Genomic DNA, 22,661 nt, shown 5'->3' on the forward strand with positions numbered 1-22,661 from the left:
TGGTGATCCCTTTCTAGCGCAGCGGGGCGATCGGGCCGTCGGGCGAGATCAGGCGGGCTTCGAGCATCTGCTCCACGTACGCGGAGACCTGCTCCTCGCTGAGCCTGCGGAAGCCGTCGGCGTCGATCACCGACACGATCGGCCAGATCTTCCTGGTCACGTCGGGCCCGCCGGTCGCCGAGTCGTCGTCGGCCGCGTCGTAGAGCGCCTGGATCAGCGTCATCGCCATGTCGTCGGCCGACGCGCCGTCGCGGTAGAGCTTCTTCAGCGAGCCACGGGCGAAGATCGAGCCGGAGCCGATCGCGTCGAACCTCTCGCGCTCATAAGGCCCGCCCGCCACGTCGTAGCTGAAAATGCGCCCCTCGTCCTTGTCGGGGTCGTACGCGCTGAACAGCGGCACCACCACCAGCCCCTGCATCGCCATGGCGAGGTTGCCCCTGATCATGGTGGCCAGCCGGTTGGCCTTGCCCGCCACCGACATCGTGCGGCCCTCGAGCTTCTCGTAATGCTCCAGCTCCACGCGGAACAGCCGGGCGAACTCGATGCCGGTGCTGGCCGTGCCCGCGATGCCCATGCACGAGTAGTCGTCGGCACGGAACACCTTCTCCACATCACGCTGGGAGATGATGTTGCCCGAGGTCGCCCGCCGGTCGCCCGCCATCACCACGCCGCCGGCGAAGGTGGCGGCCACGATCGTGGTCGCGTGCGGAACCTGGTCGCCGATCGGGGTGGCCAGCACCTCATTCCGCTGCGGCAGCAACTCAGGCGAATACGAGCTGACAAACTCCGTGAACGAGGAACTTCCGGTGTTTCGGAAAAGCTGGTTGACCAAGCCGACGGGCAGATCCCTGTGCGATGCCACGCGACTCCCTCCAAACGTCAGTGTTCCTAGGGCGACCCTACTCATGTTGCGTTGCTGTCTGCACTTCCCACGATCAGCTCACGGCGAACCCACGTGACCAGGCACCGCCCCGTTCCGTGCTCAGATCGTTTCTTTACGGGTGCCGGACGCCATGCGATTGTCGGTATGTCTGCACGTCCTGAACAGGAGGCCGACATGAGATTACCCAGCCGACCTGCGGTGATCGGGGCCACCCTCCTCCTCGCGCTCACGTCCTGCGGCACCGGCGGCACGGAGACCAGCGAGGGCAGCCTCTCCCTGACGATCGCGGCCAACTCCATTTCCGGCGGCAAGAACTCCGAGTCGGCCGACTGGATCAAGCAGTGGGTGATCCCCGAGTTCGAGAAGACCCACCCCAACGTCAAGGTGCTGTTCCAGCCCAGCGGCGTCGACGACGAGCAGTACAAGACCAAGATCGCGCTCGACCTCAAGTCGAAGACCGGCGCCGACGTCATCGACCTGGACGGCATCTGGGTCGGCGAGTTCGCCCAGGCCGGCTACATCAAGCCGCTTTCCGAGGTCGGCGGCGCGACCGTCGAGCAGTGGGAGGGCTGGTCGCGGATCCCGCAGGCCGTGCAGGGCCTCGGCGTCTTCGACGGCAAGAAGTACGGCCTGCCGCAGGGCACCGACGGCCGCGTCCTGTTCTACAACAAGACCCTGTTCAAGAAGGCCGGCCTGCCCGAGACGTGGCAGCCCAAGAGCTGGCAGGAGATCATCGACGCCGGCACCAGGCTCAAGGCCGCCGGCGTGACCATCCCGATCCAGATCAACGCGGGCACCGCCATGGGCGAGGCCACGACCATGCAGGGCGTGCTCCCCCTGCTCACCGGCGCCGGATCCGAGATCTACACGGGCGGCAAGTGGACCGGCGCGTCCCAGTCGCTCAAGGACGTGCTCGGCTTCTACCGGCAGATCTACGGCGGCAGTGGCCTCGGCGACCCCAAGCTGCAGCAGGAGGCCAAGGGCCGCGACAAGTCCTTCGCCCAGTTCGCCGCCGGAAAGATCGGCATACTGGCCGAGAGCGACTACTTCTGGCGCTCCGTCGTCGAACCCCAGGCGGGCGTCGCCCCCATGAAGGACCGCGACCAGGTCGTCGGCTACGCCAAGATCCCCGCGAAGCAGCCCGGAGGCGGCATCCGCGGCCAGGACTTCGTCAGCATGTCCGGCGGCGCCGTCCGCGTGCTCAACCCGTACTCCAAGAACCCCAAGCTCGCCTGGGACCTGCTCGCCTTCATGCACTCGGCGGCGGCGACGAAGTCACAAATGGCCGGGCAGGCGCGTATCAGCTCGCGCACCGACGTCAACGACGAGGTGCTCACCGCCGACCCGATGCTCAAGTTCGTCGCCGACGAGGTGCTGCCCATCACCGCTTACCGTCCCGGCCTGGCCGTCTACCCGCAGGTGTCGGTCGCGCTGCAGGAGGCCACCGCCGCCGTCGTCAGCGGCAAGAGCCCCGACGAGGCGGCCGCCGCCTACCAGGCGAAGCTCGAGGGCATCGTCGGTGGCCCGGCCAACGTCGCCGGGTGACCGCCAAGGATCGCTGCGAGCCCTGAGGGAGCGCCTGTGTCTGGACTGAGGAACGCAGGGAGCGAAGCGACCGAAGAGACGAAGGAAGACACAGGACTCCAGCGACCGAAGCGCGATCCGAAGGATCGCCATGAGCACTGAGGGAGCGCCTGTGCCTGGACCGAGGAACGCAGGGAGCGAAGCGACCGAAAAGACGACACAGGACTCCAGCGACCGAAACGCGATCCGAAGGATCGCCATAAGCACTGAGGGAGCGCCTGTGTGAGCACTGATGCCGCGGGACTCGGCAAGGGCAGGGCGGTCGCGTTCGTCCTGCCCGCCCTCGTCCTCATCGCCGTCTTCCTGATCTTCCCCGCGCTCTGGACGATCTACCTCGGCCTCACCGACTACCGCCTCACCGGCCTGGCCGCCGCCAACCCACAGATCATCGGCCTCGACAACTACACCGGCGCCCTCACCGACCCGCGCTTCCTCACCTCGCTCTGGCTCACACTCCTGTACGTGGGCGGCTCCGCGATCATCGGCCAGGCCGGGCTCGGCTTCACACTGGCCTGGATCCTGCGCAGCCGCACCGGCCCCCTGCGCAGGATCGTCGAGGGCGTCGTACTGCTGTCGTGGATCCTGCCCAGCACGGTCGTCGGGTTCCTGTGGTTCGCGCTGCTCGACCGCGACGACGGCACCCTGAACGCCCTGCTGCACACGCCCGGCTTCGCCTGGCTGCTGGACTACCCGCTGCTGTCGATCATCGTCTTCAACGTCTGGCGCGGCACCGCGTTCTCCATGATGCTCTACGCGGCAGCGCTGGAGAACGTGCCGCCCTCCCACCTGGAGACCGCCCGGCTGGCCGGGGCGAGCGTGCCCCAGCAGCTGCGCGACGTGGTCTTCCCCCGCATCAGACGCCACGTCCTGACGAACCTGCTGCTGATCAGCCTGTGGACGTTCAACGACTTCACACCGTTCGTCCTCACCGGCGGCGGCCCCGAGGGGCGATCGGAGATCCTGCCCGTGTACGTCTACCGCGTCGCCCTCCGGGACGGCCAGCTCGGCGTCGGAGCGGCCATCTCGTTCCTCATCCTGCTGGTCAACCTCGTGTTCGCGCTGGCCTACCTGCGGCTGCTGCGCGGCCGGCAGGACGTCTCCAGTCTGGGGCCGCACGCATGATCCGCCACACCCTCGGCAGGCTCGCCTCCACCGTCTTCATCGCCCTCGTGCTCGCCTTCTTCACGCTCCCCATGCTCTGGCTGGCCAGCGCCCCCTTCGACGACACCCCGTCGATCACCACGTCCATCCCCGAGTTCACGCTGCGCAACTTCTCCGCCATCCTCGAAAACCCCTACGCGCTCGGCTCCATCCGCAACTCCCTCATCCAGGGAGGCGGCGCGGCCGCGCTCGTCGTCGTGCTAGCCGCGCTGGCCGCCTACGCCCTGTCCCGCGTCCGCGTGCCGGGCCGCGACGTGCTGCTCTACCTGCTCCTGCTGCTGTCGTCGGTCGTCACCGGCACCGCCGCCATGGTGCCCATCTTCGAGCTGGCCACCAGGCTCGACCTCATCGACACCCACCTCGGCGTCATCCTCGTCGTCTCCGGCGGCCTGCTACCCGCCGCGATCTTCATCCTGAAGGACTTCATGGACGAGACGCCCACCTCGTACGAGGAGTCCGCCCGCGTCTTCGGCGCCTCACCCCTGCAGATCCTGCGCCACATCGCGATCCCCCTCGTACGGCCCGGCCTGGCCACCATCGCCGTATGGGCGCTGGCCAGCGTGTGGGGCGGATTCCTGTTCCAGTTCATCCTGCTGCGCGACCCCGACAAAGCGCCCGGCTCGGTCATCCTCTACACCCTCTACACCGAGGGCGGCGCACCCAAACTGGACCTCATCTCCACCTTCTCGCTGCTGTACTCACTGCCCGTGGTCGCGATGTACCTGTTCGTCTCCCAGCGGTACGGCTTCCGCTTCCACGGAGGGATCAAGCGGTGATATCCCTGCATGGCCTGACAAAAGTCTTCCCCGGCGGAGTACACGCCCTCGACGGCATCGACCTCACCGTCAACGACGGCGAATTCTTCGCCCTGCTCGGACCGTCCGGCTGCGGCAAGACCACCCTGCTACGCTCCATCGCCGGCCTCGAAACCCCCACATCAGGAAACATCCACATCAACGACAGAGACGTCACCCAGCTCCCACCAGGCTCCCGCGACGTCGCCATGGTCTTCCAGGACTACGCGATCTTCCCCCACATGGACGTCACGGCCAACATCGCCTACCCCCTTCGCATCAAAAAGGTCCCCCGCAACCAGCGCACCGCCAAAGCCGCCGAAGTCGCCTCCCGCCTCAGCCTCACCGAACTCCTCCACCGCCGCCCCTCCGAACTCTCCGGCGGCCAGCAGCAACGCGTCGCCCTCGCCCGCGCCATCGCCTGCCACCCCACCGCCTTCCTCTTCGACGAACCCCTGTCCAACCTCGACGCCCGCCTCCGGCTCGAAGCCCGCACCTTCCTCAAACGCCTCCAGCGCGACCTCGCCGTCACCACCGTCTTCGTCACCCACGACCAGGCCGAAGCCCTCGCACTCGCCGACCGCGTCGCCGTCATGTCCCACGGCCGCATGATCCAGATCGGCACCCCCACCGAGATCTTCCACCGCCCCGCCACCACATTCGTCGCCTCCTTCATCGGCTCCACCCCCATGAACCTCCTCCCCGCCCACGCCACCCCCGAAGGCCTCCACGTGGCCGGCGCCACCCTCCCCACCCCACCCGGCCTCACCACCGGCGACACCATCACGTACGGCGTCCGCCCCGAATACATGCACCTGACCCGCACCCGACGCCCCGACGCCTTCCCCGGCACCGTCTCCGTCCTGGAGAACCTCGGCACCCACACCCTCGTCACCCTCGAATCCCCCGATGCCCTCATCCAAGCCGTCGTCCCCGAAGGCGACGAACCCCCCATCGGCACCCCCGCCTGGGCCCTGCCGCTCCGCGCCCTCATCTACCGCGACGACGAACTGCACACCACCTCACGACATACTTAGGACCATGAGGGACTGGATCCTCCACGTCGACCTCGACCAGTTCATCGCCGCCGTCGAGCTCCTCCGCCACCCAGAGCTCCGCGGCAAACCCGTCATCGTCGGCGGCTCAGGAGACCCCACCCAACCCCGCACCGTCGCCGCCACCGCCACCTACGAAGCCCGCGAATACGGCATCCACTCCGGCATGCCGCTCCGCACCGCACTCAAACGCTGCCCCGACGCGATCTTCCTGCCCAGCGACCCACCTGCCTACGAAGCCGCCTCCGCACGCGTCATGGCCGCCCTCCGCGAATTCCCCGTCCTCGTCGAAATATGGGGCTGGGACGAAGCCTTCGTCGGCGCCACCACCGACGACCCCGAAACCCTCGCCGCCGCCATCCAGCAAGCCGTACGCGCCCGCACCCAGCTGTCCTGCTCCGTCGGCATCGGCGACAACAAACACCAGGCCAAACTCGCCTCCGGCCTCGCCAAACCCGCCGGAATCCACCGCCTCACCAGCGAAAACTGGGCCGAGACCATGAACGACCGTCCCACCGACGCCCTCTGGGGCATCGGCGCCAAAACCGCCAAGAAACTCGCCGGCCTCGGCCTCCACACCGTCGCCCAGCTCGCCGCCGCCGACCCCGCCCACCTGGCCCGCCACTTCGGCCCCACCAACGGCCCCTGGTACCGCTACCTCGCCCTCGGCAAAGGCGAAGCCGAAGTCGTCACCACACCCTGGATCGCCCGCGGCCACAGCCGCGAAACCACCTTCCAGCACGACCTCACCGACAAGACCGACATCGCCCACCACGTGGCCACCCTCGCCACCCAAGTAGCCCACGACGCCATAGAAGCCGGCCGCGAGATCGCCCGGGTATCGGTCAAGGTCCGCTTCACCCCGTTCCTGACCCGCACCCGCCAGTCAAAACTCCCCACAGCCACCACGGACCCCGCCACCGTCGAACAAGCGGCCCTCACCATCCTCGACCGCTTCGACCTCACCCGCCCCGTCCGCCTCCTGGGCGTCGCCGTCGACTACACCCTCCCACCAGCGGCCGATCAGCCCACCCTCGAGGCCCTGGAATAGAAATCCGCCCGAAGCTCTTCCTCGGCCCGGATCAACTCCTGCAACTCCTCCTCGGAAACCTCGACCTCGTCGTATTCCTCAACGGTCGCCTCGATATACGAAAGCGCCCGCCGCACCACACCGGGATCGTCCCTGAACTGCCCTATGCCGGTATTACACGGCAGACACAACGCATACCGCACGTCACCCGTGCGATGACAATGATCCACATGCTCGGGCGGCCGACCCCAGCACACCACACACAAACCGTGCTGAGCCGAGATCATCCGCTCCACGTCCTCATGCCGCACCTGATAGCGCTGCGTGAGGTGATAGGTCCTCGACGGCGCGACCTCATCGGACGCCCGCTGCTCCGGAAGGATCACGAACTCCGGCCAGAGAATCTCCCCGTCCAGATAGAGGGCCGCCAACTCCAGCAACACCGTGTTGTCGCCGAAGTGACCGAGCCCGTTATTACAGTTGAAACAGAGAATGCCCCGGACCTGACCGGTCTGGTGACTGTGGTCGACGAACGTGCCCGGCACGACCTTGCAGATGGCGCAGAGCCCGCCCTGGTGGGCGAGCATGCGCTCAAAGTCGTCCTCGGTGATGCCGTAGCGGAGCTTTAGCTTGTAATTACGATCGCTCCCGTGATTCTTGATCCTGTTCTCGAGCGTCACACGTGTGTGGCACGGCTTGCAGTAACTGGTCAGGCCATCCGGGGCAGACCGATTGCCACCGAAGTCCTGCATTGGCTTGATTTCTGAACACCGGGGACAATATTTGCGCCCCGCAGGAACGTCGACGCGTTCGCGCACGGTCTTCCCTTGCTCAGCCCTGCGTTTGCGATAGCTCTGAGTGGAACGCTTCCGGAAGCAGCCCTTGCAATATCGCGCACGCCCATCAGCCATGCGCTTATTGAGCCCGAACTCAGCGAGCGGCTTGGTCTCGCCGCAGTCCGGGCATCGCTTCATCTCGTCCGGCACTTCCACCCGATTTACCCCTTTTATTTGTCCGTTTTGCCCTACTCTCCGCCCTTTTGCACATAACTGCGCACGAATTCCTCTGCGTTCTCTTCGAGAACTTCGTCTATTTCGTCCAGAATTGCGTCGACATCGTCAGTGAGCTTCTCCTGCCGCTCCTGCACGTCCGGCGCCGCCGAAGCCTCGGCCTCCTCGACTTCGCTCTCGCGCCGCCCGGCCTGCTTCTGGCCGCCGGTGTCCTTCGTTGCCATGTCCTACCTCCGCGTGGGGGACTTGCCTTGCCTCTACCGCATATCTTCCCCGAACCGGGCGACATTTCGCGCCGATCGCCCAGTGATCTTGCCATCTTGACTAGATAGCCAAACTATCCAATACTGGAACCCCGTACGACGAGGAGGTTCGGATGTCCCCCCAGTCCCTGAGCACGGCAGGTGTGCTTCTCATCACAGTCCCGGGTGTGGCCTTCGGCGGCGTCACGCTGCTGAAGTTCCTGATGCGGAATGTTCCCGGCTACCTGGACAACCCCGTCCGGCGGGGCCTGTGGCGCGCCGGGCACGCCCATGCGGGCGTGCTGGTGCTGTTCGCCCTGGTGGCGATGCTCTACGTGGACCAGGCGAGCCTGTCGGACGGCGTGAAGGCTCTGACTCGGACGTTGATCGTGGCCGCGCCGATTCTGATGCCGCTGGGTTTCTTCCTGTCGGTGGTGCGGCCGAGTGACACGAAGCCGAGCAGGTTGATCTGGTTGACGGTGGCGGGTGGGGCCTGCCTGGCTGTGGGCACGCTGACGCTGGGTGTGGGTCTGTTGTGACGGCGGGGATCATTCGCCGCCCGTGACGGCCGGGATCAGTCGCCGCCGGTGAGGGCGGCGACGAGGTCGGCGGCGGTGCGGCAGCGGTCGAAGAGTTCGCCGACGTGGGCTTTGGTGCCGCGTAGGGGCTCCAGTGTCGGCACTCGCTGCAGGGATTCGCGGCCGGGGATGTCGAAGATGACGGAGTCCCAGGAGGCGGCGGCTACGGATTCGCTGTATTGGCGCAGGCAGCGGCCGCGGAAGTAGGCGCGGGTGTCGCTGGGCGGGTTTTCGACGGCGCGCTGGACTTCGTCTTCGGTGACGAGGCGCTGCATGCGTCCGCGGGCGACGAGGCGGTTGTAGAGGCCGCGGTCGGGCCGGATGTCGGAGTATTGCAGGTCGACGAGTTGGAGCCGGGGGTGGGACCAGGCGAGGCCGTCGCGGGTGCGGTAGCCCTCGAGGAGTTCGAGTTTGGCGACCCAGTCGAGCTCGTGGGAGAGCTGCATGGGGTCTTCGGCGAGGCGGGTGAGGACGGATTCCCAGCGGTCGAGGATGTCTTTGTTCATCTCGTCCTGGGCGGTGCCGCGTTCTTCGACGTATTTGCGGGCTTGCTCGAGGTATTCCATCTGGAGCTGGACGGCGGTGAGTTTGCGGCCGTCGCGCATGGGGATCTCGTAGCGGCAGGTGGGGTCGTGGGAGACGGCTCGGAGGGCTTGTACGGGGTTTTCGACGGCGAGGTCGCGGGTGAGGAAGCCCTCTTCGATCATGGCGAGGACGAGGGCGGTGGAGCCCAGCTTCAGGTATGTCGAGATTTCCGACATGTTGGCGTCGCCGATGATCACGTGGAGCCGCCGGTACTTCTCCGGGTCGGCGTGTGGTTCGTCCCGCGTGTTGATGATGGGCCGTTTGAGCGTGGTCTCGAGGCCGACTTCGACTTCGAAGAAGTCGGCGCGCTGGCTGATCTGGAAGCCTTCGCTGCGCGAGTCCTGGCCGATGCCGACCTTGCCGGCGCCGACGACGACCTGGCGGGAGACGAAGAAGGGGGTGAGGTGCCTGACGATGTCGGCGAAGGGGGTGGCGCGCCGCATGAGGTAGTTCTCGTGGCAGCCGTAGGAGGCGCCCTTGGCGTCGGTGTTGTTCTTGTAGAGCTGGATCGGCGCGTTGGAGGGGATCGCGGAGGCGCGTGTGGCGGCGTCGTACATGACTCGCTCGCCCGCTTTGTCCCAGATGACGGCTGCCCGGGGGTTGGTGCATTCGGGCGAGCTGTATTCGGGGTGGGCGTGGTCGACGTAGAGCCTGGCGCCGTTGGTGAGGATGACGTTGGCGAGGCCGAGGTCCTCGTCGGTGAGCTGGGTGGGGTCGGCGACCTCTCTGGCCAGGTCGAAGCCGCGCGCGTCGCGGAGTGGGTTCTCTTCCTCGAAGTCCCATCGCGCCCTGCGCGCGCGGGCCGCCGAGGCGGCCAGGTACGCGTTCACGACCTGTGAGGAGGTCACCATCGCGTTGGCGCCTGGCTGGCCGGGTACGGAGATGCCGTACTCGGTCTCGATGCCCATCACCCGACGCACCGTCATGCAACACCCTCTGTTCGTCCGGGTCTGTCTATCCGCCGTTTATATGCCCGAGCCTATGCCCTTCACAGTGCCCCAGGGCCACAGAGTTATGGCACCGACGCCTTTTCCACCTGTACGGCGGGAGCTGATGTGGTTTGGGGGGATCTGCGGGGCTTGAGTAGCCGCTGGATGGGCCGTTCGGCAAAGGAGTACACGAGATACGACAGCAGTACGGCCGCCACGACGGTCACGGTGGCGGTGGCCCAGGGGGGCAGGTGCCCGGTGAGCAGGGGGATGAGGGCCACCGCGAGGACGCTATGGAGGAGGTAAAGCGGGTATGTCGTGCCGCCGAGCGCGGTGAGCGTTCTGGACGGTTTGAGCCGGAGCAGTCCGAGTGCGACGAGCGACATCAGAACGAAGATCAACGTGATGGTGATGATGACGCTGGTGTCGGTGACGGGCATGTTCTTGAACCCGGCGCCCTCGATGCGCCGGTGGACGCGGCCGAGTGCGGAGTGGATCGACATGCCGTATCCGGCGGCGACGTAGAGCCAGGGCAGCCAGGCGTTGCCGTGCTTGTGTATGAGATACAGGGCCATGCCCGCGGCGAAGTAGGGCGCGTAGTCGGGCATGACGGTCTCGCGGACGACCTCGTTGTCGAACAGGCCGGTCTCCGCGAGCACCTTGAGGCCGAGGGCGGCGGTCAGCCAGAGGCCGGTGAACGCGAGCACGCGCCCGTACGTGACCCCGATGATCACGAGGATGGCCATCAGCAGGTAGAAGCGGAGTTCTGCCCAGAGTGACCAGTAGACGCCGCTGGCGTCGGTGATCTTGAACAACCGCTGGAACATGGTGGCGTTCAGCAGGTATTCGCCTGGTGAAAGTTTTGGGTCGAGCGCCTTGGCGCCGGTGAGCCCGTAGAGGGCCGCGACGGCGCCGAGGCTGAGCCAGTACGCGGGGTAGAGGCGGACGAACCGGGACCGGGCGAACCCGCCGAGCCCGCGCCCCCAGACGGTCATGAGGATGACGAACCCACTGATGATGAAGAACAACTCGACGCCGAGGATGCCCAGTCCCGCGATGGGCGCCAGCGCCGGGAACAGCTCGGCGGGCCGGTCTCCCCAGACGGATGCGTACGCGACCAGGTAGTGGAAGGCGACGACGGCCAGGGCGGCGAGGAAACGCAGGAGGTCGAGCTCGGCCAACCGGCCGTCCCCCCGAGCGTGCTTGGGCCGGTTGGGTGCATGCACGCACTGTTTGACGCCACATCGATCACTTTGGTTCCATGGGTCTCTTTATTCCCATCAGTAACACCGGGGGCCGCCTGCACGACGCCTCAGCTGCGCCCTGGGACCCGCTGTGGTCCTCGGTCGCGCCCGAAGAGCCGGTGAGCCCGCTGAGCGGCCTCCAGTAAGCCGTAGCGGCCTCTGGAGGTGCCTCGAGCGGGCGGCCGTCCTGGTTCAGGTGCGGTCGCGGGCGGCGGCGATGGCCGCCTGGCCCAGGCTGATGCCGCCGTCGTTGGGTGGCACCCGGACGTGCCTGAGCACGCGGAACCCGGCCGCGCGCAGCCGTGCCGCCGTGCGTTCGAGCAGCAGGGCGTTCTGGAAGACCCCGCCCGACAGCGCCACGGCCGACAGTCCTGTGGCCTGCCTGAGGGTGTCGCAGGCGCGGGTGACGGCGTCGGCCAGGCCGTTGTGGAAGCGGGCGGCGATCACGCGCGTGTCCACCCCGGCCGCCAGGTCCGCGGCGGCGGCGCGGACGAGGTCGGCGCCTTCCAGGACGAGCAGGTCTCCGCGGTGCATGGCGGCCTCGTACGTGCCGCGCTCGGAAGGGTCGGCGTGCTCTTCGAGCTCGATCGCCGCCTGCCCCTCGTAGGTGATCTTGTCCCGGACCCCGAGCAGCGCGCAGACGGCGTCGAAGAGGCGGCCCGCGCTGGAGGTCAGCGGGGAGCCGGAGGCGAGCCTGAGCGCCTCGGCCCAGGGGTTGCGGCGGGCGACGGCCAGGCCGGGGTGGTCGTCGCCGAGGTAGGCGGCGGTCATGCGCCAGGGTTGCCGGACGGCGGCCGTCCCGCCCGGCTGGGGCACCTGGGCGAGGTGGCCGAGGCGTTCGAAGGAGGTGAGGTCGGCGCGGAGGAATTCGCCGCCCCACAGGGTGCCGTCGGGGCCGTGGCCGAGCCCGTCGAGGACGACTCCCAGTACGGGCCCGGGGTCGCCGTTGTCGGCCAGGCAGGAGGCGATGTGGGCGTGGTGGTGCTGGACGGCGACGTGTTCGACGCCGGGGATCTCCATGGCGTGCCTGGTCGACAGGTAGCCGGGGTGCAGGTCGTGCGCCACGATCTGGGGCCGGATGCCGAAAAGTCCGCGGAAGTGCTCGATGCCCTCCACGAACGATCTGAGGGTCTCGCGGTTCTCCAGATCGCCGATGTGCTGGGAGACGAACGCGCGCCGCCCTTCGACCAGGCAGAAGGTGCTGTCCAGGTCGGCGCCGCAGGCGAGGACGGGCCGGGGCGCCGGCCGGCGGAGGGCGAGCGGCTCCGGCGCGTACCCGCGGGCGCGGCGCAGCACGGTCACCTCGCCTGCCATGGGCCGCACGACCGAGTCGTCGGTGCGTACGTGGATGGGGCGATCGTGGATGAGGAAGGCGTCGGCGATGCCGCTGAGCCGGGTGAGCGCGTCGGCGTCTTCGTGGGCGGCGGGCTCGTCGGAGACGTTCCCGCCGGCGAGGACGAGGGGCTCGGCGAGCTGGGCGAGCAGGAGGTGGTGGAGGGCCGTGTCGGGCAGCATGAGGCCGAGGCTGCGGTCGCCGGGCGCCACGGAGGGGGCCACGGGGGCGCCGGGGAGGCGGGGCAGCAGCACGATGGGGCGGGCGCGGCTGGTGAGCAGCTCGGCGGCGAGGTCGTCGATCTCGCACAGCCGCCGGGCCTGCGCCAGGTCGGCGACCATGATCGAGAACGGCTTCTCCTCGCGGTGCTTGCGGCCCCGGAGCGCGGCGGTGGCCGGCTCGTCGGCGGCGGGCACCGCGAGGTGGAAGCCGCCGAGGCCCTTGACGGCGACGACACGCCCGGCGCGCAGCAGGGTGACGGCCCCGGCGATGGGGTCGCCGCACAACTCTGCGCCGCGGGCGTCGTGCAGCCGCAGCCGGGGCCCGCAGGCGGGGCAGCAGATGGGCTGGGCGTGGAAGCGGCGGTCGCCGGGATCGTGGTACTCGGCGGCGCAGGCCTGGCACATGCCGAAGCCGGCCATGGTGGTCAGCGTCCGCTCGTACGGCACGCCGCGCACGATCGTGAAGCGCGGGCCGCAGCCTGCGCAGTCGATGAACGGGTGGCCGTGGCGGCGGTCGGCGGGGTCGGCCAGCTCGCGCAGGCAGTCGTCGCAGGTGGCGGTGTCGGCGGAGACGAGGGGACGGAGCGGGCCTGAGGGGTCGCCGGCGGCGATGGTGAAGCCGCTGTGGCCGGCGGGCTCGCCTCTGACGATGGTGAGGTGCCGGATCTCGGACAGGGCGGGCGCGTCGCGTTCCAGCGCGGTGAGGAACTCCTCGACTCCCGCGAGGGCTCCTTCGACTTCGATGTGCACCCCGTTGACGTCTCTGCGCACGCGCCCGGCCAGGCCCAGGCGGCGGGCCAGCGAGTAGACGAAGGGGCGGAAGCCCACGCCGTGAACGATGCCTTCGACGTGCACATCTACTCGTTTCAGCGTGGTCACGAGCCCAGTGTGCGCCTCATCGGAGTGGCGTGCATGCGTATCTGCGGTGTCGCCGCGACTTCCGCGCGTGGGTGTGCTTCTCTCCTGCCTCGAGGGGCGCGAAAGCGCCGGGTTCGTCCCACTCCCCCGCCGGCGCCGCTCGCCTCCGTACGCCGGCCGGGGTCTTTGAGAGGACCGGCACCCCAACGGAGAGGAGGCCCTTCGGCGAGGGAGGGATCGGGCCCGCCTCCCGGCCGAAGGACAGGGCACAGCGCTGAGGCCGGCGTCCCGCATGAGAACGATGTGCCCGCTGAGGCGTCAGGAGACCCGTTCGGGGAAAGGCTCGCGTCCCGGCCGGGACGTAGAGGCGCCGGCGGCGCGCACCGAACCGAGGGGCTGGCGGAAAGAAGGGCGCGGACACGCGGATGGGAGGGCCGCGCGGGCCCTCCCATCCGAGGTGTTACAGGTACTGGCCGGTGTTGGCGACGGTGTCGATGGACCGGCCGGCTTCGGTGCCCTGCTTGCCGGAGACGAGCGTACGGATGTAGACGATCCGCTCGCCCTTCTTGCCGGAGATGCGGGCCCAGTCGTCGGGGTTGGTGGTGTTGGGCAGGTCCTCGTTCTCGGAGAACTCGTCCACGCAGGCCGTGAGCAGGTGCTGCACCCGCAGGCCCTTCTGGCCGGTTTCGAGGAACTGCTTGATGGCCATCTTCTTGCCCCGGTCGACGATGTTCTGGATCATCGCGCCGGAGTTGAAGTCCTTGAAGTAGAGGACTTCCTTGTCGCCGTTGGCGTAGGTCACCTCGAGGAAGCGGTTCTCCTCGCTCTCGGTGTACATGCGCTCGACGACGCTCTGGATCATGCCCTGGATGGTGGCCTCGCGGGAGTCGGAGTGCTCCGAAAGGTCGTCCGGGTGCAGCGGCAGGTCGGCGATGAGGTACTTGGAGAAGATGTCCTTGGCCGCCTCGGCGTCCGGCCGCTCGATCTTGATCTTGACGTCCAGGCGGCCGGGCCGCAGGATCGCCGGGTCGATCATGTCTTCGCGGTTGGAGGCGCCGATGACGATGACGTTCTCCAGGCCCTCGACCCCGTCGATCTCCGACAGCAGCTGAGGGACGATGGTGTTCTCCACGTCGGAGGACACGCCGGAGCCTCGGGTGCGGAAGATCGAGTCCATCTCGTCGAAGAACACGATCACCGGGGTGCCCTCGGAGGCCTTCTCGCGGGCCCGCTGGAAGACCAGGCGGATGTGCCGTTCGGTCTCGCCGACGTACTTGTTGAGCAGCTCAGGGCCCTTGATGTTGAGGAAGAAGCTCTTGCCGGACTGGCCGGTCTTCTCCGCGACCTGCTTGGCCAGGGAGTTGGCGACGGCCTTGGCGATGAGCGTCTTACCGCAGCCGGGCGGGCCGTACAGCAGTACGCCCTTGGGGGGCCGCAGCTTGTGCTCGCGGAACAGGTCGGCGTGCAGGTAGGGCAGCTCGATGGCGTCCCTGATCTGCTCGATCTGCCGCATGAGGCCGCCGATCTCCTCGTAGGAGATGTCGGGGACCTCCTCCAGCACGAGCTCTTCGACTTCGGACTTGGGTATGCGCTCGTAGACGTAGCCGGAGCGAGGCTCGAGCAGGAGCGAGTCGCCGGCCCTGATGGGCTGGCCGATCAGCGAGTCGGCCAGTCGCACGACGCGCTCTTCGTCGGCGTGCGAGATGACCAGGGCCCGCTTGCCCTCGTCGAGCAGTTCTTTGAGCATCACGATCTCGCCGACCTCTTCGTAGCCGAGCGCTTCGACCACGTTGAGGGCCTCGTTGAGCATGACCTCCTGGCCACGCCGCAGCGAGTCGACGTCGACGGCAGGGCTGACGTTCACCCGGAGCTTGCGGCCGCCGGTGAACACCTCGATCGTGCCGTCTTCTCTGGCCTCGAGGAAGGTGCCGAAGCCGGATGGCGGCTGCGCCAGCCGGTCGACCTCCTCCTTGAGAGCTACGATTTGGTCCCTGGCCTCCTTGAGTGTGGCCACAAGGCGCTCGTTCTGGCCGGTCACGGCCGCCAGATTGGCCTGTGCCTCATGGAGACGCTCTTCGAGGACCCTGGCCTGACGGGGTGACTCGGCCAGCTTCCGCCTCAGCGCGGTGATCTCCTCCTGGAGGAAGGAGACCTGTGTTGAAAGATCAGCGACCTCCCGTTCGCGCTGCGCGGCTCGAGCCTCAGCATCATCGCGAGCTGCCACGCCCCGTCACCTCCTTCCCAGTCGAGGGCGACTACTAAGGACCTTACCTATCTCGGGCCCCTCCGTAACCTGGCCGGGCAGTGTTCGTAGAGTGACATTCAGTATTCGGTGAATAATCCTCAATCGTGCGTTTAATACTCCCAGCACATGAACACGGCAATCTGTTCCCGTGTCACGCACCAGCGCACCCCCGTGGCCAAATTGTCATAGTTCTTCGGTGGTCCCCTTCGGTCGACGGCGTCTCGGCGGGGGCGTCACTCCGTCCGCCATGCGGCGGGCGGTGACGAGGAACCCCGTGTGGCCGATCATCCGATGATCCGGTCTTACTGCGAGTCCTTCGACGTGCCAGTCGCGAACCAGGGTCTCCCACGCATGCGGCTCGGTGAAACACCCGTGATCGCGAATCGTCTCGACGGTCTTGGACATCTGCGTGGTCGTGGCGACGTAACAGCAGATCACGCCGCCGGGCGTGAGCGCCTTGGCGGCGGCGTCGACGCACTCCCACGGGGCCAGCATGTCGAGGATCACCCGGTCGACATCGATCTCGTCGATGGCGGCCACCAGGTCGCCGACGACCAGGCGCCAGTTGGCGTCCATGGGGTCGTCGTAGAACTTCTCGACGTTCTTGCGGGCCACGTCCGCGAACTCCTGGCGCCGCTCGTACGAGGTGACGTGCCCGTCGGGGCCGACGGCCCGCAGCAGGAAGCACGTCAGCGCGCCGGAGCCGACCCCGGCCTCGATCACCCGCGCGCCCGGGAAGATGTCGGCCATGCCGACGATCATCGAGGCGTCCTTGGGATAGATGACGGCCGCGCCACGCGGCATGGCGAGCGTGTAGTCCTGCAACAGGTGGCGGAAGGCGAGGTATTGAGTGCCTCCCGAGGAGCGCACGACGGAGCCTTCGGGCTGCCCGATCAGGTCGCTGTGCGGGATGGCGCCCTTGTGGGTGTGGAAGACGCCGTCCTCTTTGAGCGTGATCGTGTGGCGCTTGTTCTTGGGGTCGGTGAGCTGCACCTGATCCCCCACCCGGAAAGGCCCATGCCTGCGGAAACCCATGGCCGCAAGGTTATAGGGCTTTCAAGGGGCTCCGGACGCACGGTATCTATGGGGGATGCTCCCGCGCGATGTCATCTCCACCGGTCCCCTGATCCTGCGGCCTCCCGCGGAGGCGGACACCGAGGCGATCGCCAAGACGTGCGATGACCCGGTGACCGCCTGGTTCATGCCCAGGCTGCCGTCGCCCTTCGGACCGGAGCACGCGCGCGGCTACTTCGACAGGGCCGCGGAGAAGTGGGAGGGCGGCGGCGCGGAGTTCGCGATCACGGAGAACGGCCAGTACGTCGGCTCCGTCGGCGTCCGGCCGCCGGACCACTGGGGCGTGGCCGAGATCGGCTACATGGTGGCGCCGTGGGCGCGGGGCAAGAATGTGGCGGCGACGGCCGCCAGGGCGGTCACCGACTGGGCGTTCGACCACGGAATGCGCAGGATGGAGCTGCAGGCCGCGGTGGAGAACGTGGCGAGCCTGCGGGTGGCCTACAAGGCGGGCTTCCGGGAGGAGGGCCGCAGGCGGGACGCCAAGCGGCTCCGGGACGGACGGCACGTCGACATGGTCACCTTCGCCCGCCTCGAGGGGGACGGGGTGCCGGCGGCGGAGCCGTACCTGCCGTTCTTCGAGGGCGGGGAGCTGTGCGACGGGGTGGTGCGGCTGGTGCCGCTGGCCGTGGAGGACGCGGCCGACTACCACCGGATGCTGGCCGATCCGAGCGTGGCGCGGTACCACATGGGGCCGCCGAGCACGCCGGAGGACGACGAGCGCCGCTGCCGGTACACCGGCTACTGGTGGGTGTCGGGGCAGCGGATCGAGCTGGCGATCAGGGACGCGGCCACAGGGGCGTTCGCGGGGCACGTGCAGCTGGCGCAGGTCGTGCCGTCGCTGGGGCAGGCCATGGTGGGCTACTCCCTGGTGCCCGAGTACCGGGGGAAGGGGTTCATGACGCGGGCGGTCGGGATGCTGGTGGACTGGGCGTTCGCGAACACGCCCCTGCACCGGATCGTGGCCGGCACCGAGGCGGGGAACACGGCCTCGCACCGGGTGCTGGAGCGGTCCGGGTTCAGCAGGGAGGGCGTGCATCGGGGGTTGTTCGTCACCGCGGACGGGACGCGGGTGGACGACGTGGCGTGGTCGCGCCTGCGGCCGTCATGACGGCCTCGTGGGGATTTGGTTGCCACAGCGGAACCTGGGGCGGATCTGGGTAAAAAATCCAGATTTCCGATTGAGGGCTAGTCAAGGGGCGCGTCGGGGGCGATAGTCAGGGCACCCTGAGATCGCGCGATCGGGCCGCGCGATCTCGCCCTCCCCGAGGGACCAACCGCGATGCCATACAACCATGTCAATGTCGCCATGCGTGAGCTCATCGCCTCGTTCTCCTGCCTGGAGGCCACGGACCTGGCCGATCGGCTGGCCAGAGCCGCCGCCGCCGTCACGGGCACGGCCTATGCGGGTTTCGTGCGTGTGGACGCGCTGCGGCGGGAGGCTGATCCGATCCACATGCACGGGCCGCCGGGCGATCCGCTGCGCGTGCGCCGGTGGCTGGCGGAGTCGGGAGTGCTGAAGGAGCTCGCGACGTCGCCGGCGACGGTGCGGCTGGCGCACGACGTGACGGTGGGCGAGCCGGGCTTCCTGGCCGCTCAGGTGCCGCTGGCGACGCGCGACCACACGTTCGTGTGGGTCGCCGGGCGGGCGTTCGGTGATGGGGACGAGCACCTGCTGAGCCGCTTCGCCACGGCCGCGGGGCGCGCGCTGGAGGCGGCGAGCGGGCTGGAGGCCGCGGTGCGGCTGCTGCGGGGCGTACGCGCCTTCCGGACCGGGTAGCCGCGCCGGAGCCCGGTAGCGTGGCGGCCCATGAGGGTTCTCATCGTGGGCGGGAGCGGGTTCCTCGGCGGCGAGCTCGTACGGCTCTGCGCGGCCGCGGGACACGACGTGGGCGCCACCTACCTGACCGCCCGGCCCGCGGACCGTCCGGGGGCGGAGTGGCTGCCGCTGGACGTGCGCTCGCGCGAGTCCGTGGAGGCCGCCGTGTCGGCGTTCCGGCCGGAAGTGGCGATCAACGCGGCGTACCGGAAGGCGGACTGGGTGAGCACGGCGGACGGCGCCGCGCACGTCGCGCGGGCGCTCTCGCGGGCCGGCGGGCGGCTGGTGCACGTCTCCAGTGATGCCGTGTTCTCCGGGGCCGCACCGCGCTATGACGAGGCGTGCCCGCCCGACCCGGTCAGCCCGTACGGGGCGGCCAAGGCGGCGGCCGAGACGGCGGTGCGGGCTCTCCTGCCGGACGCGGCGATCGTCAGGACGTCCCTGATCGTCGGGAACGGCGGATCGACGCACGAGTCGCTGGCGCGCTCGCTCGCGACGGGGCTTGGCCAGGGAGTGCTGTTCACCGACGACGTGAAGTGCCCCGTCCACGTCGGCGACCTCGCCGCGGCGCTCGTGGAGGCGGCGGTCCGCGGGCTCTCGGGGGTGCTGCATGTCGCGGGGAGCGACGCCGTGAGCCGGTATGAGCTGGGGTCGCTCATCGCCCGGCGGGACGGCCTGGACGCGGCGCGGTTGCGGCCCGGCCGCCGGTCCGACGCCGGACTGCCCGGGCCGTTCGAGGTCCGGCTGGACTGCACGGCCACCCAGCGGCGACTGCGGACCCGGCTGCGCGGCGCCCGCGAGTTCCTGGCCGCACAGGCCCGCACGGATCCGCATAAGCCCGCATAGGCCCACTAGGCCCGGCATAGCCGCAGGAGACCGCATAAGCCGCGTAGGGCAGCATGTGGCCCATAGAGCTGCATATGACCGCACGAGGCCCATAGGTGCCGTATAGGACGATGTAAGGCCCGGGATGCCGCCCAGGGCCACATGAGAAACGCCCGCACCCCCGGGGCTCGGGGACGCGGGCGTTCGCGAGAGTGTTAGAGGGCGTCAGCCCCGGTGCGCCTCGAAGCGGAGCGTGCGGGAGACGCCGACCCGGACCGTCGTCCCGGGGGCGATGGTGACCGGCTCGTTCGGCGGGATGTCGTAGAAGTTGGGGTCACCCGGCGGCTGGATCTGGGTGCCGTTGACCGAGCCCAGGTCGACCAGGTTGACGTCCCACCCGTCCAGCGCCACCCGCAGGTGACGGCGCGAGACCGAGCCGTCGGGGCTCGTCACCTTGGCGGGCCTGGCGTTGCCGCCGGCCACCTCGGGCGCCCGCTCGGGGTCGCGGCCCAGCAGGTAGTCGCTCTCCAGCGGCAGCGCCGTGCCGTCGTCGAGGATGAGGACGCCGAGCGACGGGCGCGGACCCTTGTAGGGGACGAGGGTGCGCTGGACCAGCGCGATGCCGCAGACGGCGCAGTAGGGCGAGCGGGGGTCGTTGAAGTGGTCGTTCTTGCAGTCGACGCCGTAGACCAGGGGCCGGTCGCCGTGCTCCTGCTGCTGCTCCTGCGGCGGCGGGCCCTGGGGCTCGAAGTGGTCGGGGGTGCCGAGCACAGGCGGCGCTGGCGCGTCGAAGTGGTCGGGCGGGCCCATGAGCTGCGGCGCCGGCTGGTCGGGGACGCCGTTCAGGGGCGGCGGCTCGTCGTAAGAGGGGAACTGCTGCTGGTCCGGCAGGGGCGGGGGCTGCTCCTGCGGCGGGGGGAAGAAGGGCGGCGGCTGGTCCTGCGGCGTGCCGTACGGCGGCTGGTCCTGCGGGGTGCCGTAAAGCGGCTGCTCCACGGGCGCCGGCTGCGGGCCCGACGGCGTGCCCTGCACGACCGGAGGCTGGTCGGCCAGCGGGTATGGAGGGCGCTCGACCGACCGGGGCGGCTGGATCAGGTCGGCGTCGATGTGGATGCCCGTGGCGGGCAGCTCGCTGGTCAGCGGCCTGGACGGGGCGGGCGCCGAGGGCTGGTCGGTGAAGTCGCCCACGAGGCCGCCGCCGTGCACCACGCCGCCCTCCAGGCGGACCGCGGGATGCGGGCTGCCGGCGCCCGGCAGGCTCAGCTCGACCCGCTCGACCGGGCCGGAGACGAGCCGGTCGGCCCACGTCAGCGAGTCGCTGCCGGCCAGCCGCGTCTCGCCGCCGGAGGCGCCGATCGTGGCCGCGGCCGAGCCGCTGACCAGGACGGCTACTCCCTCGCCCACGGGGCCCGCGACCGCGCACGTCGCCGGGTCGCCGGCCATGTTGGCCGCCAGCACCTGCGCGGCGCGGCGGGCCAGCGCCCTGCCGTCGCCGCCGGACGCGGCCGTCTCGCGCAGCGCCTCGAGCAGGTCGTCGGCGGTGGACTCGCCGGCGTCGCACACCAGCAGCAGCCCGCCCACGTAGGCGACCAGCCCGTCCCCGGGAAGGGGACGGACCACTCCGAAGCCTTGGTCGGTCATGCGTCCTCCCTCATGACGACCGCGCTGCGCTGCTCATTGGTGCCCTCGCTGCGCTCGGTCACTCAACTCTCCTCCCCGGAAGCCGGCGAAATTACGGCACCCGCACTGCCGTGCTGGCCACCAGCCATACGCATACCCAGACGACGAAGCCGTGTCGCGGCCCCCTCGTCTCGATTCGGTGAACCGGGTGGGCCGCAACAAACCCCTTCAACTGTGCAAGTTTGGCCAAACAGCACACTATCGGCCAGTCGTCGCATCGCAGAAATCGCCGGAGTCGGCTCCGGGCCACCCGAAACTGCTGGACACGACCCTAGCCCGGGGTCGCCGCTTAAACGAGTGGGACAAATCAGACGCCGGTGAACACCCGGTTCACATCCGCCGTCGAGAGCACGCCGAAGATCTCGCCGCCGCTCTCCACGAGCAGGTACTCGCTGCCCGGAGCCTCGCGCATGGCGTCGATGAGCGGCTCGCCGACCAGGTCGGCCCTGAGCACCATGGTGGGCTCCAGGGACTTGGCGACGGAGCCGACGTTCACCCAGGGGCGGCGGTGCTCGGGGGTGGCCTGTACGGCGGCCTCGTGGACGATGGCGAGGGGCTCGCCCTCGTGGCCGACCACGACGATGGCGCCCGCCCCGCGCTCGCCGGCCTGCCGCAGCGCCTCGGCCAGCGGCGTCTCGGCAGTCACCGGGATCGCCCTGCGGGCAAGGGCGCGCGCGTTGACCCGCGGGATCCTCGCCCGGATCTTGGCCGCTCGCAGCGACTGGGAGGCGCCGAGCCAGATGAAGGAGGCCAGCACGAACGGCCAGAGCAGGTCCGTGAGATCGAGCTCCTGGCCGCCCCGCAGGGCGGTCGCGATCGGGAACACCACGAGCAGCACTGCCAGCACGCGCCCGCCCCAGGCGGCGACCACGGTGCCGGAGCCGGGGCTCCTGGTGAGCTTCCACACCCCGGCGCGCAGCATCCTGCCGCCGTCCAGCGGCAGCCCGGGCAGCAGGTTGAACACGCCGACGATGAGGTTGGCGAACCACAGCTGCCACACCAGCACCTCGAGGATGCCGCCGCCGTTGACCAAGTAGACGTCGGCGGCCAGGCCGAGCCCCGCCAGGCCGAGCGACAGCGCCGGCCCGGCGGCGGCGACCATGAACTCCTTGCCCGGCGTCGGCGGCTCCTTCTCGATCTCCGAGACGCCGCCGAGCAGGTAGAGGGTGATCCTGCGCACCGGCAGGCCGTACCACTTGGCGAGCACGCTGTGGGCCAGCTCGTGCAGCAGCACCGACACGTACAGGAGCACCGCGAACACCAGCGCCACCGCGTACGCGGCGGTGCTTCCGAGCTCGGGCAGCATCTGGCGGAAGCGCGGGCCGAACATGACCGTGATGAACACCGCGACGATGAACCACGACCACGAGACGTACACCGGAATGCCGAACGGCTTCCCCATCCGAAGACCGGAGAACTCCTGCCGCGGGCTCTGCTCGCTCACCGCACTCCTTGAACGTCCATTACGTGCTGTTGCTGCCTTGATGCTACGCGCCGGATCGAGTGATCATCGT

19 protein-coding genes are annotated in these 22,661 nt (G+C 69.0%); 9 read left to right on the top strand and 10 right to left on the bottom strand.

The features are described 5' to 3' along the window. Positions 1 to 13: 13 nt before the first annotated feature. Positions 14 to 862 carry a proteasome subunit beta gene (gene prcB / locus ACQPWU_RS34815; RefSeq protein ID WP_433429461.1) on the bottom strand — a complete coding sequence of 283 codons (849 nt, stop codon included), beginning with the start codon at positions 860 to 862 and terminating at the stop codon, positions 14 to 16. A gap of 195 nt (positions 863 to 1,057) precedes the next feature. Between prcB and ACQPWU_RS34820 the strand changes: the two genes are divergently transcribed. The 5 genes from ACQPWU_RS34820 to ACQPWU_RS34840 all read left to right on the top strand — a co-directional run bounded on the left by ACQPWU_RS34820 (position 1,058) and on the right by ACQPWU_RS34840 (position 6,528). Then, complete coding sequence (locus ACQPWU_RS34820; RefSeq protein WP_433429463.1) at positions 1,058 to 2,428, top strand: extracellular solute-binding protein; 1,371 nt, start codon at positions 1,058 to 1,060, stop codon at positions 2,426 to 2,428. Positions 2,429 to 2,689: 261 nt separating this feature from the next. Further along, entirely contained in the window at positions 2,690 to 3,589 is a 900-nt protein-coding gene (locus ACQPWU_RS34825; RefSeq protein WP_433429464.1) for a carbohydrate ABC transporter permease, read from the top strand. Further along, positions 3,586 to 4,404 carry a carbohydrate ABC transporter permease gene (locus tag ACQPWU_RS34830; protein WP_433429466.1) on the top strand — a complete coding sequence of 273 codons (819 nt, stop codon included), beginning with the start codon at positions 3,586 to 3,588 and terminating at the stop codon, positions 4,402 to 4,404. The genes ACQPWU_RS34825 and ACQPWU_RS34830 overlap by 4 nt, the downstream gene beginning before the upstream one ends. After that, positions 4,401 to 5,459 carry an ABC transporter ATP-binding protein gene (locus ACQPWU_RS34835; protein WP_433429468.1) on the top strand — a complete coding sequence of 353 codons (1,059 nt, stop codon included), beginning with the start codon at positions 4,401 to 4,403 and terminating at the stop codon, positions 5,457 to 5,459. The genes ACQPWU_RS34830 and ACQPWU_RS34835 overlap by 4 nt, the downstream gene beginning before the upstream one ends. Before the next feature lie 4 nt (positions 5,460 to 5,463). Further along, positions 5,464 to 6,528 carry a DNA polymerase IV gene (locus ACQPWU_RS34840; RefSeq protein WP_433429470.1) on the top strand — a complete coding sequence of 355 codons (1,065 nt, stop codon included), beginning with the start codon at positions 5,464 to 5,466 and terminating at the stop codon, positions 6,526 to 6,528. On the opposite strand, the gene ACQPWU_RS34845 is transcribed toward ACQPWU_RS34840, so the two are convergent. Together ACQPWU_RS34845 and ACQPWU_RS34850 are read right to left on the bottom strand one after the other, a co-directional pair. Next, positions 6,501 to 7,499, bottom strand: a complete 999-nt coding sequence (locus ACQPWU_RS34845; protein WP_433429471.1) for an endonuclease VII domain-containing protein — start codon at positions 7,497 to 7,499, stop codon at positions 6,501 to 6,503. The two genes, ACQPWU_RS34840 and ACQPWU_RS34845, sit on opposite strands and share 28 nt — an antisense overlap. 32 nt (positions 7,500 to 7,531) lie before the next feature. Further along, the gene (locus tag ACQPWU_RS34850) at positions 7,532 to 7,741 is read right to left on the bottom strand and encodes a ubiquitin-like protein Pup (protein ID WP_433429472.1); all 210 of its coding nucleotides are present in this window, start codon (positions 7,739 to 7,741) and stop codon (positions 7,532 to 7,534) included. A 152-nt stretch (positions 7,742 to 7,893) separates the two neighbouring features. Here ACQPWU_RS34850 and ACQPWU_RS34855 point away from each other — a divergent pair, with 152 nt between their 5' ends. Next, positions 7,894 to 8,298, top strand: coding sequence for a hypothetical protein (locus ACQPWU_RS34855; RefSeq protein WP_433429473.1), 405 nt, complete (start codon positions 7,894 to 7,896; stop codon positions 8,296 to 8,298). Between the two features lie 35 nt (positions 8,299 to 8,333). Here ACQPWU_RS34855 and dop read toward each other — a convergent pair whose 3' ends face one another. The 5 genes from dop to ACQPWU_RS34880 form a co-directional block, all read right to left on the bottom strand. Beyond that, positions 8,334 to 9,848: a depupylase/deamidase Dop gene (gene dop / locus ACQPWU_RS34860; protein WP_360703060.1), complete on the bottom strand. Its 1,515-nt coding sequence runs from the start codon at positions 9,846 to 9,848 to the stop codon at positions 8,334 to 8,336. Between the two features lie 86 nt (positions 9,849 to 9,934). Next, positions 9,935 to 11,032, bottom strand: a complete 1,098-nt coding sequence (locus ACQPWU_RS34865) for an acyltransferase family protein (RefSeq protein WP_433429475.1) — start codon at positions 11,030 to 11,032, stop codon at positions 9,935 to 9,937. Between the two features lie 255 nt (positions 11,033 to 11,287). After that, complete coding sequence (hypF, locus tag ACQPWU_RS34870) at positions 11,288 to 13,528, bottom strand: carbamoyltransferase HypF (RefSeq protein ID WP_433429476.1); 2,241 nt, start codon at positions 13,526 to 13,528, stop codon at positions 11,288 to 11,290. 439 nt (positions 13,529 to 13,967) lie between these two features. Then, positions 13,968 to 15,731 (bottom strand): proteasome ATPase, encoded by a 1,764-nt coding sequence (gene arc, locus ACQPWU_RS34875; RefSeq protein ID WP_360706796.1) that lies wholly within the window; start codon positions 15,729 to 15,731, stop codon positions 13,968 to 13,970. Between the two features lie 204 nt (positions 15,732 to 15,935). Further along, positions 15,936 to 16,787 carry a tRNA (adenine-N1)-methyltransferase gene (locus ACQPWU_RS34880; protein ID WP_360706799.1) on the bottom strand — a complete coding sequence of 284 codons (852 nt, stop codon included), beginning with the start codon at positions 16,785 to 16,787 and terminating at the stop codon, positions 15,936 to 15,938. A gap of 55 nt (positions 16,788 to 16,842) precedes the next feature. Between ACQPWU_RS34880 and ACQPWU_RS34885 the strand changes: the two genes are divergently transcribed. The 3 genes from ACQPWU_RS34885 (at position 16,843) to ACQPWU_RS34895 (ending at position 19,488) form a co-directional block, all read left to right on the top strand. Continuing rightward, the gene (locus ACQPWU_RS34885) at positions 16,843 to 17,934 is read left to right on the top strand and encodes a GNAT family N-acetyltransferase (protein ID WP_433429477.1); all 1,092 of its coding nucleotides are present in this window, start codon (positions 16,843 to 16,845) and stop codon (positions 17,932 to 17,934) included. A gap of 171 nt (positions 17,935 to 18,105) precedes the next feature. Then, positions 18,106 to 18,603, top strand: a complete 498-nt coding sequence (locus tag ACQPWU_RS34890) for a hypothetical protein (protein ID WP_360706805.1) — start codon at positions 18,106 to 18,108, stop codon at positions 18,601 to 18,603. 30 nt (positions 18,604 to 18,633) lie between these two features. Continuing rightward, positions 18,634 to 19,488 carry an SDR family oxidoreductase gene (locus ACQPWU_RS34895; protein WP_433429478.1) on the top strand — a complete coding sequence of 285 codons (855 nt, stop codon included), beginning with the start codon at positions 18,634 to 18,636 and terminating at the stop codon, positions 19,486 to 19,488. A 204-nt stretch (positions 19,489 to 19,692) separates the two neighbouring features. On the opposite strand, the gene ACQPWU_RS34900 is transcribed toward ACQPWU_RS34895, so the two are convergent. Beyond that, positions 19,693 to 21,108: an FHA domain-containing protein gene (locus ACQPWU_RS34900; RefSeq protein WP_433429479.1), complete on the bottom strand. Its 1,416-nt coding sequence runs from the start codon at positions 21,106 to 21,108 to the stop codon at positions 19,693 to 19,695. A 346-nt stretch (positions 21,109 to 21,454) separates the two neighbouring features. Continuing rightward, the gene (locus tag ACQPWU_RS34905; protein ID WP_360695097.1) at positions 21,455 to 22,591 is read right to left on the bottom strand and encodes a site-2 protease family protein; all 1,137 of its coding nucleotides are present in this window, start codon (positions 22,589 to 22,591) and stop codon (positions 21,455 to 21,457) included. Positions 22,592 to 22,661 lie beyond the last annotated feature (70 nt).

Origin of the sequence: Nonomuraea sp. CA-141351 (genome assembly GCF_050944675.1) — a bacterium.
In the GTDB taxonomy this organism is placed as follows: Bacteria; Actinomycetota; Actinomycetes; order Streptosporangiales; family Streptosporangiaceae; genus Nonomuraea.